Here is a 17,180-nt window from a genome sequence, read left to right as displayed (position 1 = left end):
GCCTGCGATGGCGGCGTGTCAGCTTGCCTCTCTGAGCCTGACCGATCGCTATCGCAGGCAAGCCAGCTCCCACACTGACCGCGTTACTGGATTTCGTCCGGCTTGACGATCACCCAGTTCTTGTCCGCCGTCACCGGCAAGCCTTCCTTGGCCTGAGCAGCCGCGTGCTTGGCCATCATGCCGTTGAGCTGGGTCATGTATTTGTCCTTGCGGTTGATCCACAAGTGAATGCCACCCTTGGCCACGTCCACATCGTGGAACAGCATGTAACCGTCGCTGGTCGGTGTGTCACCGCCGACGATCACTGGTTTCTTCCACTCGTCGATGTAGGTCAGGATCGCAGCGTGCTTGCCGGCCATCCAGGTCGCCGGAGTCCATAAGTACGGCGTCAGTTCCAGGCCAAGGTTGGCCTTCTCGTCATACTTGCCCGCGGTGATCTGCTTACGCGCAGTGGTCAGTTCGCCGGTCTTGCGATCCTTGAGCAAGGTGCTCACGCCGATGACGTTCTCGGGTTTGACGTTGTAGCCGTACTTCGGATCGGCGGCGACCATACGCACCAACTCCTCGGAGGCGGCGGTCATCACATACACCTCGATGCCGTTTTCCATCAGCTTGTTGTACAGCTCGGCCTGGCCGGTGAAGACTTTCGGCGGCTGCACCTCAGACTTCTTCACCACATCGCCTTCAAAGTAGGTGACCGGCACCGGCTTGCCGGAAGCCATCAGCTCGTCCACCTGGACCTTGAGTTCCTTGAGGGTGAAGCCCGAGAAAATCTGCGCAACCCATGGGTAGCAGACCATGTCGTCGACTTCGCAAAGGCGGTAGTAGTAGCTGAACAGGCTTTCCTTGTGGTCGGCGGTGTCCTTGAACGGCATCAGCTTCAGCGATGGGTCCATGCTCTCGCGGGTGATCAGGCCCTTGTTTTCCATGTAGGGCAGCAAGGACTCTTCGAGGTCGTAGCGGTAACTGGTGTTGTCCATGTCGAACACCGCGAAGTTACCCTTGTTGGCGTTGGCGGCGATCATCTTGTTCAGTTGCTCGGCGGCCGGCGCCGGCCAGTGTTTCAACTCTGTGGCGGCAAATGCCTGGCTGACGAGGCCGAGGCAGAAGGCGGCGGCAAGTAGTTTTGGCGCGAGCTTCATAAGCGTTTTCTCCCTGAGTGAAAGACACCGACGCTAACAAATCTGTATGACAGTTATCGCCCGAGCACGACCGCTTGCGTCGTGATAACGCCAAGGGCATGTGCCTGAGCGCCAAATGCTTATTCCAAAAACGACAGTCGCCATTCCATATTGGTATTAAATCAATATATTTCAAACTGTTAGGCTTCCCGGTTCGCAATCGCAGGCTCACGCGATTGGCTGCCTTCTCAACGGAGCTTCAATGAATCTGCCCCTGATTCTCAACTTACTGGTGTTCGTGGCCCTGTTGCTGGGCCTGGCACAAACCCGTCGCACGAACTGGAGCCTCGCCAAGAAGGTGCTGTTTGCCCTCGTATTGGGCGTGGTGTTCGGCACGGTGTTGCACACCATTTATGGCGACGGCAACCCGGTGCTGAAGGCCTCGATCAGTTGGTTTGATCTGGTCGGCAATGGCTACGTGCAACTGCTGCAAATGATCGTGATCCCGCTGGTGTTCGCCTCGATCCTCAGTGCCGTGGCGCGCCTGCATAACGCCTCGTCCCTGGGCAAGATCAGCTTTTTGACCATCGGCACGCTGCTGTTCACCACCGCGATTGCGGCGCTGATCGGTATCGGCCTGACCAATCTGTTCGGCTTGACCGCCGAAGGTCTGGTGGCGGGCACCCAGGAGATGGCACGCCTGCAAGTGATCCAGAGTGATTACGCGGGCAAGGTGGCCGACCTGAATATCCCGCAGTTGCTGCTGTCGTTCGTACCGGCCAACCCGTTTGCCGACCTGGCCCGCGCCAAGCCGACGTCGATCATCAGCGTGGTGATTTTCGCTGCATTCCTGGGGGTTGCCGCGCTGCAACTGCTCAAGGATGACGTGGAAAAAGGCCAGAAAGTGCTCAACGCCATCGACACCCTGCAAGCCTGGGTCATGCGCCTGGTGCGCCTGGTGATGAAGCTGACGCCCTACGGCGTGCTGGCGCTGATGACCAAGGTAGTCGCCGGCTCCAACCTGCAAGACATCATCAAGCTCGGCAGTTTTGTAGTGGTGTCTTATCTGGCTCTGGGGCTGATGTTTGTGGTTCACGGCCTATTGCTGTCGCTGGCCGGGATCAACCCGCTGCGGTTCTTCCGCAAGGTGTGGCCGGTACTGACGTTTGCCTTCACCAGTCGTTCCAGTGCGGCAGCCATTCCGCTGAGCATTGAAGCGCAGACCCGCCGTCTGGGGATCCCGCAGTCCATCGCCGGGTTTGCCGCCTCGTTTGGCGCGACGATCGGCCAGAACGGTTGCGCCGGTCTCTACCCAGCCATGCTGGCGGTGATGGTTGCACCGACCGTGGGCATCAACCCGCTGGACCCGCTGTGGATCGCGACGCTGGTGGCGATTGTGACCTTGAGTTCGGCCGGTGTGGCAGGCGTGGGCGGTGGTGCGACCTTTGCCGCGCTGATCGTGCTGCCGGCGATGGGCTTGCCGGTGTCACTGGTAGCACTGCTGATTTCCGTGGAGCCGCTGATCGACATGGGCCGCACGGCGTTGAACGTGAATGGTTCGATGACGGCCGGGGCGATTACCAGCCAGATCATGGGGCAGACGGATAAAGCGCTGCTGGATGCTGATGAGCATGCTGAATTAGCGCAGGTCTGATAGACCGCTATCGCAGGTAAGCCAGCTCCCACACTTGAATCGGTTTCCTCAGGAGAAATCGGTCAACTGTGGGAGCTGGCTTGCCTGCGATGCTTTTAAGCTTTTTCCCAGACTTCGAAGTTGTAGGCAGGCTTATCGCCTTCAGCCAGGTTCTCGACGTTCGACACCAACTTCCACTGGTTCAAATCAAACGCCGGAAACCATGCATCGCCTTCCGGGCTCAACGCCACCCGCGTCAAATACAGGCGATCCGCCTGCGCCAGCCCCTGCGCATACAGCTGCGCACCGCCGATCAGCATCAGCTCATCCACGCCCTGTTCCAGCGCCCAGGCTTCAGCCCGCTCAACCGCCGCGTCCAGTGACGGAAAAACTTCCGCACCTTCCAGCGCCAAGCCGGTCTGACGGCTGACCACAATGTTCAAGCGCCCCGGCAACGGTCGGCCCAGGGAATCCCAGGTCTTGCGCCCCATGATGATCGGCTTGCCGAGCGTGGTGGCCTTGAAATATTTAAAATCCCCCGGCAAATGCCAGGGCATGCTGTTGTCGACGCCGATCACCCGGTTTTCACCAAGGGCTGCGATCAGGCTTAAAGGGAGAGTTTTTTTCATGCCGACGAGAATACCAGAGCCACGAGTCTGCGGTTATGCTCCAAGCTCACTTGCTCAACAGGACGGCGCGTGACTGCTCTGAACCCGCTGCATACACTTTGGCTGACCGAAACCGTGCGCCTGCGCGAAGAACACGCAGGCCCCTTGGAAGACCTGGAAGCCAACCGCCTGGCGCGCACGGCCGGTGGCGACCTGGCGACGCGCATCCAGCAGCGTGCCCTGCACCTGGCCGAGCGCGATGGGCTGACCGCCGCCCTCACCCGCTGGCTGCAAGGCGCTCGTTTGGCGTTGGTGCTGCTGGCGGTGGTCGCGGTTATCAGTGGCGCCGGGCTGGCCTTTGCCGCCTTGGGCAACGGCCTGACGCCGGTGAACGTGTTCTGGGCCTTGGGCAGCCTGCTCGGCTTGAACCTGATCCTGTTAATCAGCTGGGCCTTGGGCTTGCTGTTTGCCGGTGAACACAGCGCCAGCCTCGGGCGGCTGTGGTTGTGGCTCAGCGAAAAACTTGCCCGGGATGCCAAAGCCGCGCAATTGGCGCCAGCCTTGTTGCTGTTGTTGCAGCGCCAGAAACTCAACCGTTGGGCCGTGGGTGTGCTGGTCAACAGCCTGTGGTTGCTGGCGCTGCTCAGCGCCATGGTAATTCTGCTGACACTGCTGGCCACGCGTCGCTACGGTTTTGTGTGGGAAACCACCATCCTCGGCGCCGATACTTTTGTCGCCGTGACCCAAGCCCTCGGCAGCTTGCCCGCCTTGCTGGGTTTTAATGTGCCGACGGTGGAGATGATCCGCGCCAGCGGCGACTCGGCCCTGAATATCGAAAGCGCCCGCCAGGCCTGGGCCGCGTGGCTGGTAGGCGTACTGCTGGTTTACGGCCTGCTGCCCAGATTGCTCCTCGCCCTGCTGTGCCTGTGGCGCTGGAAACGCGGGCGTGCTGCGTTGCGCCTGGACCTCAACCTGCCCGGCTACAGCCAATTACGCGAACGCCTGATGCCAAGCAGTGAACGGCTGGGCGTCAACGACGCCGCGCCCGAACAACTGCACCTCGTCACTGGCGGCATCAGCGAACTGGAAAGCGACGGCGCCCTGCTGGTGGCCATCGAACTCGACGATCAGCACCCGTGGCCGCCCAAGCTGCCAAGCAGCGTCAAGGATGCTGGCATCCTCGACAGCCGCGAATCGCGCAACAAACTGCTGGAACAACTCACGCGCTTCCCGCCCGCACGCCTGGCCATTGCCTGTGACCCGCGCCGCTCGCCGGATCGCGGCAGCCTGGCGTTGATCGCCGAGCTGGCCCGCAGCGCCACCGCCACCCGCGTATGGCTGCTGCAGGCGCCACCCGGCCAGGCGCTGGACGCCGAGCGCCTGGGCGACTGGCACGCCGCGCTGCAACAGCTGGAGCTGCCGTTCGCCGACTGTGCGCCGCTGAACTGGCTGGAGACCGGTCATGACTAAACCGCTGAAGCTCGCCGTGGTCGGCCACACTAATGTCGGAAAGACCTCGCTGCTACGCACGTTGACCCGTGATGTGGGCTTTGGCGAAGTCTCCCATCGCCCCAGCACCACCCGTCATGTGGAAGGTGCGCGTTTGTCGGTCGATGGCGAAGCCTTGCTGGAGCTGTACGACACGCCCGGCCTGGAGGATGCCATCGCGTTGCTTGATTACCTGGAACGCCTGGACCGACCCGGCGAACGCCTCGATGGCCCGGCTCGCCTGGCGCGGTTCCTGGAAGGCAGCGAAGCCCGCCAGCGTTTTGAACAGGAGGCCAAAGTGCTGCGGCAACTGCTGGCCTCGGACGCCGGTTTGTACGTGATCGACGCCCGCGAACCAGTGCTGGCCAAGTACCGCGACGAGCTGCAAGTGCTGGCCAGTTGCGGCAAGCCATTGCTGCCGGTGCTCAACTTCGTCAGCAGCAACGACCACCGCGAGCCGGACTGGCGCGAAGCCCTGGCCCGCCTCGGCCTGCATGCGCTGGTGCGTTTCGACAGCGTGGCGCCGCCGGAAGACGGCGAACGCCGCTTGTATGAAAGCCTGGCACTGCTGCTGGAAAACTCACGGCCGCAATTGGAACGCCTGATCCTCGATCAGCAAGCCCAACGCCTGGCCCGCCAGCAAAGCGCTGCGCGCTTGATCGCCGAGCTGCTGATCGACTGCGCCGCATGTCGGCGCAGTGTGGTCACCGAAGATGAGCAGCAAGCCATCGCTGATTTGCGCAAAGCCGTGCGCCAGCGCGAACAGAAATGCGTAGAGGCGTTGCTCAAGCTATTCGGTTTTCGCCCACAGGACGCCGCGGCCAGCGACCTGCCCTTGCTGGATGGCCGCTGGGGCGATGACCTGTTCAACCCCGAAACCCTCAAACAACTCGGCGTTCGGGTCGGCGGCGGGATCGCCGCAGGCGCGGCAGCCGGTGCGGGTGTGGACCTGCTGGTCGGCGGTCTCACCCTCGGCGCCGCCGCCCTCGCCGGTGCCATTGCCGGTGGCGCACTGCAAACTGCACGCAGCTACGGCAGCCGCCTGCTGGGCAAGCTCAAGGGCCAGCGCGAGCTGACCGTCGACGACAGCGTGCTGCGCCTGCTCGCCCTGCGCCAACGCCAGTTGCTCAGGGCCCTGAACCTGCGTGGCCATGCGGCGATGCACAGCATCAAGGTCGACTCGCCGCAGGACAAAACCTGGCGTGAAGGCAAGTTGCCGGATGCGCTGTATAAGGCGCGCGCCCATCCGCAATGGTCGTCGCTCAATCCTCACGCCAAGCTGAGCCAAGCCGAGCGCCAAGAGCAGGTCGAAGTCTTGGCGACCAAACTCAATGAGGCTGAGGTTAAGCCGTCTTGATGGGTTGTGTATGCCAGTCGAATGCGAGGAAAGCGTTGCACAAGACCTTAATCGCAAGTTTGTCGCGGTGGTCAGCAACATCATCCCGATCCAAGTCACTGTTGGTAAATGACTCCAGAACCCCATCACTGTCGCCGTCATAACCAGCCGCGCTGTACACCAGCGCGCGTTTACCCTGTAGTGAACAGCACTGGTAAAAATTCAGCTTGATCGCATTGGGCACACCATCTTTCGCCCAGTGACTGACGTGCATCGTCAAGTAACGCCGCCAGGTATCGCCGGGGTTAAACCAGCCTTGCTTCAAAAAGGTATCGACAAAGGCCTTGAGCAACACTTTGTCTTCCGCTGATTTATAGCCATCAGCGTTGATATCGCCGGGTAGCAGGATATCGGCAGCACCGTCAGCCGTAATATCCACGGCCACGGCTTCATGCACCAGTTCGTCAGGTTCGTTGTCGGCCCGCTGAAAAAACTGCAACACCGCCATGTCGGGTTTGCCATTACCGCTTCTGTCCTGAGCGGTGGCTTTCAAGTAACGCATCACAGACTCTCGTTTCATACTGGACATCCCTCGTCGTCAGTAAACCAATTGAACTTCAAAACCGTATCGGCGAGCACTTGCACCAAGCCCTTGTCGACGTCATTGGTGACGCCGTCACGGTTAATATCGAAGTGAATATTCCACTCCAACGCCCCGTCACTATCAAAGTCATAGGCGGCGTTCCATATCACCGGGGTGTTATCGCAAGGGTGAATAGCGCATGGAGGTTTCCTGAAAAGCTAATTCATGCCTCGTGCGCTCACCAGCGCACACAGTCGATGCCCGCTGTAAGAAGGCTCGACATGTGTCGCCCCTTAACGCCAGTTGAACTTCAGATACAGATTGGCCATTGATTGCAGTGCCTTTAGATCCATGGTGTCGAACAGCTCAAGAGGCAGCGCTTCGTCATCCAGTTGCATTACGCCCATGCCGAGGCTATCGCACGCGGTGACGCTGAACTTCAGCCGCTGTTTTTCAATCATGGGTTTTTCGTTCTGATAGAGATCCAAGCGAACTTCGGCGGGGTCGCCTGCGACGGTGAAACGGCTCACATAAAAGTTGATCGAGCGGTTGGGCATGGGTGGACGGCAGAGCCAATTCACTTTCAATACAGCATTGGCAAAATCCTTGAGTAACGCCCTGTCCCTCTCCCCCGAGACACCATTGCCGTCGATGTCACCGGTGATCTGGTAATCGACCAGGCCATCCGCAGATAAGTCGACAGCTGTGGCCTGGCGCACCAGCTCATCCGGCAGCTTTGGCGTGCGTTGAAAAAACAGAAGGTCCACGGTATCCGCCAAAGCATTAGCACTTTGATCCTTCACGGCAACTCTCAAATAACGCATCTAAATCGCTCCCTTAATCAGAGGGCGTACCTTACAGAGTGCGTGGACATTGACTCCATGCGCTGCGTCCGTGTCATCGGTCGGAATCACGCCATTCTTATGAAGGCAACGTCAGTAGCCGCCGAGCCTTGAACTTTAATACCTCCAAGTCCAGTACAGGCACGTGCATTTGCTTGGCCTGCTCATCCCAATCACGCAGGCGCAGGCTGACCTCGCAAAGCGGATCTTGCTCAAAAGCCCGAGCCTCTTCGGCCGTCATCACACCGCCCTGGTAACCCAGGGTACGGCGGCTGGCTTCACTCAAGCGCGCGCAGTAGTCCGGCTGGCTGAAGGTCAGGTAGCGTTTGGCTTGCACGTGGTACTCCACCAGTTTGGCCATGCGCTCGCTGAAGCCTGCGCGGCGCAAATAGTCCGCACCCAGGCGTTCGTGGCTGACCACGCCATAGCCGCCCATGTTCTCACCGCCCTGCCCGCAGAGATGCCCTATGTCGTGGAAAAACGCCGCCAGCACTACCTCATCGTCGAAGCCTTCGGCCATAGCGAGCTGCGCAGCCTGGGACATATGTTCGATCTGCGACACCGGCTCACCGATGTAATCGGCCGCGCCGTGCTGTTCGTATAAGCCGAAGACTTCGGCGATTGCCTGTTCCGGATTCATGATGCGTCTCCCCACAATGCTGTGATATTTCGCTCGGCCATCGCCGGGCCAACGCTCATGCCTACGCCGGAGTGCATCAACGCCGCGCTCACGCCCGGCGCCGCAGGCAGGAATGAAAACGGTGCCGGGCCGCGTGAGCCATAGACACCTTGCCAGCGTTCCACTACCTGGATTTTGCAGCCTAACGTTTGCTCAGCCAGTTCGATCAGCCAGTCATCGACTTGCTCGGCATTGAACGGCGATGCGTCGCTGCCGTAGTCATGGGAGTCGCCGATGATCAGCTCGCCCTGCGGTGTCGGACTGATCAGCAAGTGAATGCCGTGCTCTTGCAGGTGGGGCGCTTCACGCAGGATCTGCGCCTGCACTGGCGCAGCTTCCGGCAGGTCGGCAAACGCGCCGTAGTGCACGCAACTAAGGCCCGTGAGCAATGCGTGTTGCAGGTTCAGGTTGAGCGCAGGCCGGGCGCGCAGCATTTGCAGGCGACAGATGCTCGGGTTGAGCCCGGCAATCGACTCCGCCAACAAGGTTTGGTAGTCATGACCGGAGCATACGATGACCTGCTCACCGCGAAAGCTGCCCGCTGTAGTGTGTACTTGACCAGGCTCAACGTCGCGCACCAGCGTGGAGAAATAGAACTGCACCTTCAATTCCTGGGCCAGATAATTGATCAGCGCCGGGATCGCTTCGCGCGAATACAGTTGCTGATCATCCTTGCCATGCAGCGCGGCACGGTGATGACGAAACTGGCCGCCGTACAGGTCTTTCATCGCCGCGCCTTGCAACAGCTCGACGTTGTAGTCGTGTTCTTGCGCCCGGCCAGCGCAGAAGGCTTCCAGCAGATGTTCTTCGGCTTCGGTGCGGGCGAACAGGTAGGAGCCGTTGCGCTTGAGCTGGATACCGGCCACCTGTGCCCAGTGCGCCCAGATATCACGGCTTTCCTGCGCCAGATCAAGCATCGGCCCTGGGGGTTGGCCGGTGACCAGTGCCTGGCCGAAGTTGCGCACGGAGGCGCCCAGCGGTGTGGCGCTGCGCTCGAAGACCTTGACCTTGAGGCCACGTTTGGCGGCGGCGTAGGCGTGGGACAGGCCGAGGATGCCGGCGCCGATGATTAACAGATCGCTACTCATGTGTTCCTCTCGTTCCCACGCTCTGCGTGGGAATGCATCCAGTGACGCTTTGCGTCACGACTTCCAAGAGCGGACGCGGAGCGTCCAGGGCAGCATTCCAACGCGGAGCGTGGGAACGATGATCAGTTACTGCTTCTCGGACTTTCCGTCATAACGCTTGCGCCATTCGGTCAGGATGCTGTCGCGGTTTTTCGAGGCCCAGGCGAAGTCGTTCTTGATCAAGCGTTGTTCGTAATCAGCCGGCAATTCGGTCTGCGGCTTGGCGATACCCGGCTGGGCGAGGACGGCGAAGTTGTCCTTGTACAGCTCCATCGCAGCGGGGCTGGCGGAGAAGTCGGCAAGTTTTTTGGCCGCATCGGCGTGAGCAGTGCCCTTGATCACCGCAGTCGCTTCGATGTCCCAGCCCAAGCCTTCTTTGGGCAAGATAATGTCCAGCGGCGCGCCTTGGCGTTTGAGCTGCACGGCCGGGTACTCAAACGAAATACCAATCGGGAATTCCCCGGAAGCCGCCAGCTTGCACGGCTTGGAGCCGGAGTGAACGTACTGGCCGATGTTCTGGTGCAGGTCGTCCATGTACTGCCAGCCCTGCTTCTCGCCGAAGGTCTGCAGCCAGGCGCTCACATCCAGGAAACCGGTGCCGGACGACGCCGGGTTGGGCATCACGATCTTGCCCTTGTACTCAGGCTTGGTCAGGTCTTGCCAGCTCACCGGCTTGGTCAGGCCTTGTTTCTCGGCTTCGACAGTGTTGAAGCAGATGGTCGCAGCCCACACGTCCATGCCGACCCAGGCCGGTGGGTTGGCGGCGTCACGGTAGTTTTTGCCGATCTTGTCCAAGTCCTTGGGCGCGTAGCTATCCAGCATGCCTTGCTGATCGAGAATCGCCAGGCTGGAGGCAGCCAGCCCCCACACCACATCCGCCTGCGGGCGGGCTTTTTCGGCCAGCAGTTTGGCGGTGATGATGCCGGTGGAATCGCGCACCCACTTGATATCGATATCCGGGTTGGCTTTTTCGAAGGCCTGTTTGTAGGTCTTCAACTGCTCGGCTTCGAGGGCCGTGTACACCGTCAACTCGGTTTTGGCGGCAAAGGCATTCAGGCTGAATGCGCTGAGTAGAGCAGCGGCCAGGGCCAAGGGCTTGAACATGGAGCACCTCCTTCAGGGACTTTTATTGGCCCGGCGCGGTTTGGCGCCAGGCTTGAGAGCGGCGTAAAGCGCCACGTGAGGCCCACGCCAGCAGCAGCGAGACGCCGGCCGACGTGAACAGGATCAGGGTCGACATGGCCGCAGCGCCGCCCACATTGCCGGCGTCGTCCATGTTCAACACGGCGACGGCGGCGAGGATGGTGTCGGGGCTGTAGAGGAAGATCGCGGCGGACACGGTGGTCATCGCCGACACAAACAGGTAGCGCACGATATCCAGCAGCGCGGGCAGGCAGATCGGCACGGTGACACGCAGATAGTGGCGGTACAGCGGCGCCTTGAGGGACAGCGCAGCGGCTTCGAACTCGGCATCCAGTTGGCGCAACGCGGTGGTTGCGGTCATTTGCGCAGTGGTCAAATAGTGAGCAATGGTGCACACCACCAACAATGTCATGGTGCCGTAGAACACATGCAGCGGGTTGCCGTTGAGGTTGAAGAAGAACACGTAACCCAGGCCCAGCACCAAGCCCGGCACAGCCATCGGCACAAAGCTGAGCATGCGCAGCGCCAGGTTCAGGCCTTTCTGGCCCTTGGTCTTCTCCATCAGGTAGGCGCCGGTGAAGATCAGCACACTGCCGATCAGCGCGGTGCACAGGGCCATGGTCAGGCTGTTGCGATAGGCCAGCCAGCCGCCGCCGGCCGTGTCTTCAAACTGGTAGTGATTGAGCGATAGAGAGAGGTTGTACGGCCAGAACTTCACCAGCGAGGAATACACCGCCATGCCGAACACCAGCAGCAACACGGCGCAGATCAACAACACAATCGCCAGGTAGCAGCCATCTCTTAAGCGCGACGGCGCCGGCTGGAACACTTGGGCGCGGCCGCTCATGGCGTCACCATGACGGCGGCGCAGCCAGGCATCCACAGCAAAGCTGAACAGCGCCGGCAACAGCAACACCATGCCGATCAAGGCGCCGCGACCGAACTGTTGCTGGCCGACCACCGCCTTGTAGGCTTCCAGCGCCAGCACCTGATAATCGCCACCCACCACCACGGGCACGCCGAAGTCGGTGATGGTCAGGGTGAACACCAGGCAAAACGCCGCGAATACCGCCTGACGCGTGGCCGGCCAGGTAATGCTGCGAAACGCTCGGGCCGGGCTGGCGCCCATGCTGGAGGCGGCATCGAACAGGCGCGCATCCGCCAGGGACAGCGCCGACAGCAGAATCATCAAGGCGTGCGGGAAGGTGTAGATCACTTCACCCAGCACAATGCCCCAGAAGCCGTAGATATTGTCCGAGAGCAAACCACGCAACATGCCCTGGTTGCCGAACAGATAGACCAGCGCAATACCCGGCAACATGGACGGGGCCATCAATGGCAGCAGTGACAGGCCGCGCCAGATCGGCTTGCCGGGGATCAGCGTGCGTTGCAGCGCGTAGGCAAACAGGTAGGCCAGCGGTACGACGATGGCCGCCACGCTGAGGGACACTTTCAGGCTATTGCCCAACAACCAATGGAAGTTGGCGCTGGTCACCAGCTCTCGCGCCGCGACCAGCCCGCCGCCCTGCCCGGCTTCGCTGCTGAAGCCGCGCCAGAAGATCGCCAGCAACGGCAACAACACCGCAATGCCCAGCAGGAGTAACCAAAGCAGCTTGCCGCCGACCACAAAAATGCGGTCGCCAAACTCAGCGCGGGAAACCTGACGAGCCACGTGGTCGGGTATCGGCAGACTCATATCAGCAGCCATCTCAGGCAAACACCTGCAGGCTGCGCGGTGGCAAAGCCACCCAGATATCCTGCGCGCCCAGGCGCGGCATGGCTTCGGGGGCCAGTTCGGCCAACAGCGGGTGGCCGGGCAATTGCTCCAGTTCAAAGCTCATGCGGCAACGGTTGCCGAGGAAAGTGATCTCGCGGACCTTGGCCGGGAACAGGTTTTCTTCATGCACCAGCGGGTTGACGCTGATGGCTTCCGGGCGGCAGAACAAGCGGCCGGACTTGGCCTTGCTGGCGCTGTCATCCAGGCGCATGTGCAAGCCGCCGACCTGGGCATGGCTGTCACTGCTGCGGCTGAACGGCAGCCAGTTGCCCTGGCCGACAAATTCCGCCACAAACGGCGTGGCCGGGCGGTCGTAGATTTCCTGGGGCGTGGCGTACTGCTCGACCTTGCCGTTGTTCATCACGGCGATACGGTCGGCCATCAACATGGCCTCGTCCTGGTTGTGGGTGACCATCAGCGTGGTGATGCCCAGGCGCCGTTGCAGTTGGCGCAGCTCGGTACACAGATGCTCACGCACACGGGCGTCGAGGGCCGACATGGGTTCGTCCAGCAACAGCAATGACGGCGCCGGCGCCAGGGCACGGGCCAGGGCCACGCGCTGTTGTTGGCCGCCGGAGAGTTGACCGGGGTACTTTTTTTCACTGCCGACCAGGCCGACCAGTTCGAGCATCTGCCCGACGCGCTTGCGCACTTCGTCGCGACCACTGCCGGTGAGGCCGTAGCCGATGTTCGCTTCGACGGTCAGATTGGGAAACAGCGCGTAAGACTGGAACAGAATGCCGTAGTCCCGCGCCTGCGGCGGCAGCAGGGAAACATCGCGGTTGCCCAGGTAAAGCTCACCGCTGTCCTGGCGCTCCAGGCCGGCGATACAGCGCAGCAAGGTGGTTTTGCCGCAGCCGGACGGGCCTAGCAGGCACACCAGCTCGCCGGCCGCGACCTCCAGGGACACGTTGTCCAGCGCGGTGAATGCGCCGAAGCGTTTCTGGATACCGCGCACCTTCATTGGCGCACCGGGTTGGGTCAGGGCTGTGTTCATGCAAGGCACCTCATCAAACTGATGAAGGCCATGCTAGGCGGGCAATGCGTCCCTCTTGTGGCAGAAAGGCAAAAGGCAGTGATAGTGGTATTGGTGGATTTGGGTGTAAGGCGATCGTTCCCACGCTCTGCGTGGGAATGCACCTTGTGACGCTCCGCGTCACGACATTCAAGCGCAGACGCGGAGCGTCCAGGGCGGCATTCCCACGCGGAGCGTGGGAACGATCAGAGCGGCGACATTTCCTGCGCCAACCCCAGAAACGCCGCCGGCAACCGCGCGCCTTTGCGCTCTTTGAGGCAGTACAAATACTCGGGAATCTGCGGTGCATTCTCGATGGTCAGCACCCGCAGTTGTGGGTCATGGGGCACTTCCTGGCGGGCAATGATGCTGATGCCGATGTTGCGCAGCACCGCCTCGCGAATCGACTCACGGCTGCCGATTTCCAGCAACGGCCCGTAACTCACGCCGGCGCCCTGCAACATCTCTTCAGTCAACCGCCGCGTGGTGGAACCGGCTTCGCGCATCAGCAGCGTATGCCCGGCCAGCGCACTCAGTGGCACATGTTCAAGCTTGGCCAGGGGATGATTGCGATGCACCGCCAGTACCAGCGGGTCGGTGCCCATCACGCGGCGGATCAGGCGTGGGTCTTCGAGCAGTTGCGAGGAGGCCGCGACATCGACGCGGTAATCGTCCAGTGCTTCGAGCACTTGTTGGGAATTGCCGATTTCCACCGAGACGTCCACATGGGGCAGGCGTTCGCGAAAGGCTTTGACCAGATCGAGGATGTAATACGGCGCCGTGGCGGCAATCCTCAAAGCGCCCTGGACCTGGCCAGTATTGCGCAGGAAAAACTCGATATCGGCCTCTTGCTGCAACAGCGCCTTGACCATCGGCAGCAGGCGCGCGCCGTCGTCACTGACGGTGAGGCGCCGCCCGCCGCGGTAGAACAGTTCAACGCCGTATTGGCTTTCCAGGTTGCGAATCTGGGTGGTGACGGTGGGCTGGCTCAAGCCGAGTTTTTTCGCCGCCTGGGTAATGCTGCCCAGGCGGGCGACCATAAAAAACGCCTTTAACTCAGCACTCAGCACACCGCCCTCTCATCCTCTATTTGCGCAACAGGCGCAGACCGTTGAATACCACCAGCAGGCTCACGCCCATGTCCGCGAACACCGCCATCCACATGGTCGCCATGCCCAGGAAGGTGACTGCCAGGAAGATCGCCTTGATCACCAACGCCAGGGCGATGTTCTGCTTGAGGATACTCGACGTTTGCCGCGACAGACGAATGAATGCCGGAATCTTGCGCAGATCATCGTCCATCAGCGCCACGTCGGCAGTCTCGATTGCCGTGTCAGTGCCGGCTGCGGCCATGGCAAAGCCGATTTCGGCGCGGGCCAGGGCCGGGGCGTCGTTGATGCCGTCGCCGACCATGCCTACCCGGCGGCCTTGGCCGTAGAGGGTTTCAATGGCTTGCAGCTTGTCGGTGGGCAACAGATCGCCCTGGGCCTGATCAATGCCAACCTGCGCCGCAATCGCCTGGGCGGTGTGGGTGTTGTCGCCGGTGAGCATCAGGGTCTTGATGCCCAGCGCGTGCAGTTGCTGGATGGCTTCGCGGCTGCTGTCTTTTACCGTGTCAGCCACGGCGAACAACGCCAGCGGGCCGGACTTGTCGAGCAGCAGCACCACGGACTTGCCTTGTTTTTCCAGGGCGAACAGCTTTTCTTCCAGCGCCGGCGAGCACAGGCCCAGGTCTTCCACCAGACGGTGGTTGCCCAAGTGGTAGGTTTCGCCGTTGATGTCGCCACGCACACCGCGACCTGGCAAGGCCTCGAAGTTATCCACAACGTGGCTTGGCAAGTTTTTATCCACAGCTGCCTTGGCGATGGCCAGCGACACCGGGTGGTCGGAGCGCCCGGCCAGGCTGGCCGCCAAGGCGGGTGCGCTGTCTTCGACGTTGGGGAACAGCGCCAGGTAATCGGTTTGCACCGGTTTACCGTGGGTGATGGTGCCGGTCTTGTCGAGGGCCAGGTAGTCGAGCTTGTAACCACCCTCCAGGTACACGCCGCCCTTGATCAGGATGCCTTTGCGCGCCGCAGCCGCCAGGCCGCTGACGATGGTCACCGGGGTGGAAATCACCAGGGCGCATGGGCACGCGACCACCAGCAATACGAGGGCGCGGTAGATCCAGTCGAACCACACGCCGGCCATGAACAACGGTGGGATAATCGCCACGCCCAAGGCAAACAGGAAGACTGCCGGGGTGTAGACCTTCGAGAAGCTGTCGACAAAGCGCTGGGTCGGCGCCCGTGCGCCCTGGGCCTGTTCCACCGCGTGAATGATGCGCGCCAGGGTCGAATTGTTCGCCGCTGCGGTGACCTTGTACTCAAGGGAACCGGCCTGGTTGATGGTGCCGGCGAAGACCTTATCGCCTACGGTTTTTTCAATCGGCAGGCTTTCGCCGGTGATCGGCGCCTGATCGATGGTGGATTGGCCGGCAGTAACTTCACCGTCCAGGCCTATGCGTTCGCCGGGTTTTACCCGCACGATCGCGCCCAATTCAATACTTTTTACCTCCTGTTCAAGCCACGAACCATCGGCCTGCTGAACCGTGGCCTGTTCCGGCGTCATTTGCATCAGGCCGCTGATGGCATTACGCGCACGGTCCAGAGACTTGGCTTCGATCAACTCGGCCACCGTAAACAGGAACATCACCATGGCCGCTTCCGGCCACTGGCCGATCAGGATCGCACCAGTTACCGCGATACTCATCAGCGCGTTGATGTTCAGGTTGAGGTTTTTCAGGGCGATCCAGCCCTTTTTATAGGTGGTGAGGCCGCCGCTGAGGATCGATACCAGCGCCACCAAGGCAATTACCCAGGTCGGTGCCACGCCCGTGAAATGCAACACTTCGGCGCCCAATGCACCTACGCCGGACACCGCCAACGGCCACCAATGTTTCTTGGCAGGCGGCGCGGCAGCAGGTGTCCCCTCTTCGATAGGGTCGGCTTGCATGCCGATGGATTTGATCGCCGCGATGATCGGCGCAGTGCTCGGCAGGTCATGGGTGACGCCGAGGATGCGGTTGATCAGGTTGAATTCCAGCTGCTGCACACCGGCAAGCTTGCCCAGTTTGTTCTGGATCAGCGTCTGTTCGGTGGGGCAGTCCATGGCTTCGATGCGGAAAGTGCTCAGGCGCGAGCCGGCCGTCGGCGCTTCGCTGAGCGTAACCACAGCAGGCGCTACCTTGCTGGAACAGCAGGAATCGCCATGGCTGCCATGCTCATGCTTTTTGACCGGGGTCAGCGTGGCGCCGTGGTCGTGGCTATGTTCGTGGCTATGGTCATGATCATGGTCGTGCTTGTGATCATGTTTTTTCGGGGTGTGGATGGAATCGCTCATTCTGTCGCGTCCGTAAAGGTGCCTGTTGCCAAGTAAAGACCCTGTAGCCACTATAGGGTCAAGCACCCATTTGGAGATTGCTGCGATGAAGATCGGTGAATTGGCCAAACTGACCGATTGTCAGGTGGAAACCATCCGTTATTACGAAAAAGAAGGCCTGCTGCCGCCCCCGGCGCGCACCGATGCCAATTATCGCGTGTACACCCAGGCGCACACCGAGCGGCTGATCTTTATCCGCAACTGCCGCAGCCTGGACATGACGCTTGAAGAAATCCGCAGCCTGCTGGGGCTGCGCGACAGCCCGCAGGACCAGTGCGAGAGTGTGAATGCGTTGATCGACGAGCATATCCACCATGTGAAAGCGCGGATCGATGGGCTGTTGGCGTTGCAGGCGCAATTGCTCGACCTGCGCCAACGCTGCGGCGGTGGGCCGGATCTGGTCCAGTG

The 17,180-nt window shown here is 61.1% G+C and carries 15 protein-coding genes; 4 read left to right on the top strand and 11 right to left on the bottom strand.

What is annotated here, in order from left to right:
• Positions 1–83: 83 nt before the first annotated feature.
• On the bottom strand, positions 84–1,142 hold the full coding sequence (locus FEM54_RS06805) for an HAD family hydrolase (protein ID WP_017139480.1): 1,059 nt from the start codon (positions 1,140–1,142) through the stop codon (positions 84–86).
• Between the two features lie 241 nt (positions 1,143–1,383).
• Between FEM54_RS06805 and FEM54_RS06800 the strand changes: the two genes are divergently transcribed.
• The gene (locus FEM54_RS06800) at positions 1,384–2,775 is read left to right on the top strand and encodes an L-cystine transporter (protein ID WP_017139481.1); all 1,392 of its coding nucleotides are present in this window, start codon (positions 1,384–1,386) and stop codon (positions 2,773–2,775) included.
• Between the two features lie 95 nt (positions 2,776–2,870).
• Here the strand turns inward: FEM54_RS06800 and FEM54_RS06795 are convergent, their stop codons facing one another.
• Positions 2,871–3,383 (bottom strand): dihydrofolate reductase, encoded by a 513-nt coding sequence (locus tag FEM54_RS06795; RefSeq protein WP_017139482.1) that lies wholly within the window; start codon positions 3,381–3,383, stop codon positions 2,871–2,873.
• Positions 3,384–3,452: 69 nt separating this feature from the next.
• Between FEM54_RS06795 and FEM54_RS06790 the strand changes: the two genes are divergently transcribed.
• Together FEM54_RS06790 and FEM54_RS06785 are read left to right on the top strand one after the other, a co-directional pair.
• Positions 3,453–4,832, top strand: a complete 1,380-nt coding sequence (locus FEM54_RS06790; RefSeq protein ID WP_138450127.1) for a DUF2868 domain-containing protein — start codon at positions 3,453–3,455, stop codon at positions 4,830–4,832.
• Positions 4,825–6,207 (top strand): DUF3482 domain-containing protein, encoded by a 1,383-nt coding sequence (locus FEM54_RS06785; protein WP_099550320.1) that lies wholly within the window; start codon positions 4,825–4,827, stop codon positions 6,205–6,207. Before FEM54_RS06790 ends, FEM54_RS06785 begins: the two co-directional genes overlap by 8 nt.
• On the opposite strand, the gene FEM54_RS06780 is transcribed toward FEM54_RS06785, so the two are convergent.
• From FEM54_RS06780 to FEM54_RS06740, 9 genes are all read right to left on the bottom strand, one after another.
• The gene (locus FEM54_RS06780) at positions 6,194–6,748 is read right to left on the bottom strand and encodes a hypothetical protein (RefSeq protein WP_017139485.1); all 555 of its coding nucleotides are present in this window, start codon (positions 6,746–6,748) and stop codon (positions 6,194–6,196) included. The genes FEM54_RS06785 and FEM54_RS06780 overlap by 14 nt on opposite strands.
• Positions 6,749–7,062: 314 nt before the next feature.
• Positions 7,063–7,593, bottom strand: coding sequence for a hypothetical protein (locus FEM54_RS06775; RefSeq protein WP_017139487.1), 531 nt, complete (start codon positions 7,591–7,593; stop codon positions 7,063–7,065).
• A gap of 97 nt (positions 7,594–7,690) precedes the next feature.
• Entirely contained in the window at positions 7,691–8,251 is a 561-nt protein-coding gene (locus FEM54_RS06770) for a phosphonate degradation HD-domain oxygenase (RefSeq protein WP_017139488.1), read from the bottom strand.
• Complete coding sequence (locus tag FEM54_RS06765; protein WP_017139489.1) at positions 8,248–9,378, bottom strand: TIGR03364 family FAD-dependent oxidoreductase; 1,131 nt, start codon at positions 9,376–9,378, stop codon at positions 8,248–8,250. The genes FEM54_RS06770 and FEM54_RS06765 overlap by 4 nt, the downstream gene beginning before the upstream one ends.
• A gap of 126 nt (positions 9,379–9,504) precedes the next feature.
• A complete protein-coding gene (locus tag FEM54_RS06760; RefSeq protein ID WP_017139490.1) occupies positions 9,505–10,521 on the bottom strand; it encodes a putative 2-aminoethylphosphonate ABC transporter substrate-binding protein in 1,017 nt (338 codons plus the stop codon).
• A 22-nt stretch (positions 10,522–10,543) separates the two neighbouring features.
• On the bottom strand, positions 10,544–12,268 hold the full coding sequence (locus FEM54_RS06755) for a putative 2-aminoethylphosphonate ABC transporter permease subunit (protein ID WP_138450125.1): 1,725 nt from the start codon (positions 12,266–12,268) through the stop codon (positions 10,544–10,546).
• A gap of 1 nt (position 12,269) precedes the next feature.
• On the bottom strand, positions 12,270–13,334 hold the full coding sequence (locus FEM54_RS06750; RefSeq protein ID WP_017139492.1) for a putative 2-aminoethylphosphonate ABC transporter ATP-binding protein: 1,065 nt from the start codon (positions 13,332–13,334) through the stop codon (positions 12,270–12,272).
• A gap of 224 nt (positions 13,335–13,558) precedes the next feature.
• Entirely contained in the window at positions 13,559–14,422 is an 864-nt protein-coding gene (locus FEM54_RS06745; protein WP_138450123.1) for a LysR family transcriptional regulator, read from the bottom strand.
• A 16-nt stretch (positions 14,423–14,438) separates the two neighbouring features.
• Complete coding sequence (locus FEM54_RS06740) at positions 14,439–16,733, bottom strand: heavy metal translocating P-type ATPase (RefSeq protein ID WP_138450121.1); 2,295 nt, start codon at positions 16,731–16,733, stop codon at positions 14,439–14,441.
• A gap of 85 nt (positions 16,734–16,818) precedes the next feature.
• Here FEM54_RS06740 and cadR point away from each other — a divergent pair.
• Positions 16,819–17,180 (top strand): Cd(II)/Pb(II)-responsive transcriptional regulator (cadR, locus tag FEM54_RS06735; RefSeq protein WP_138450119.1); only part of this gene is annotated, 362 nt, incomplete at its 3' end.

The organism is Pseudomonas edaphica (assembly GCF_005863185.1).
Classification (GTDB): Bacteria; Pseudomonadota; Gammaproteobacteria; order Pseudomonadales; family Pseudomonadaceae; genus Aquipseudomonas; species Aquipseudomonas edaphica.
Note: the sequence above shows the minus strand (reverse complement) of the source record. Positions and strands in the feature narration are given on the sequence as shown.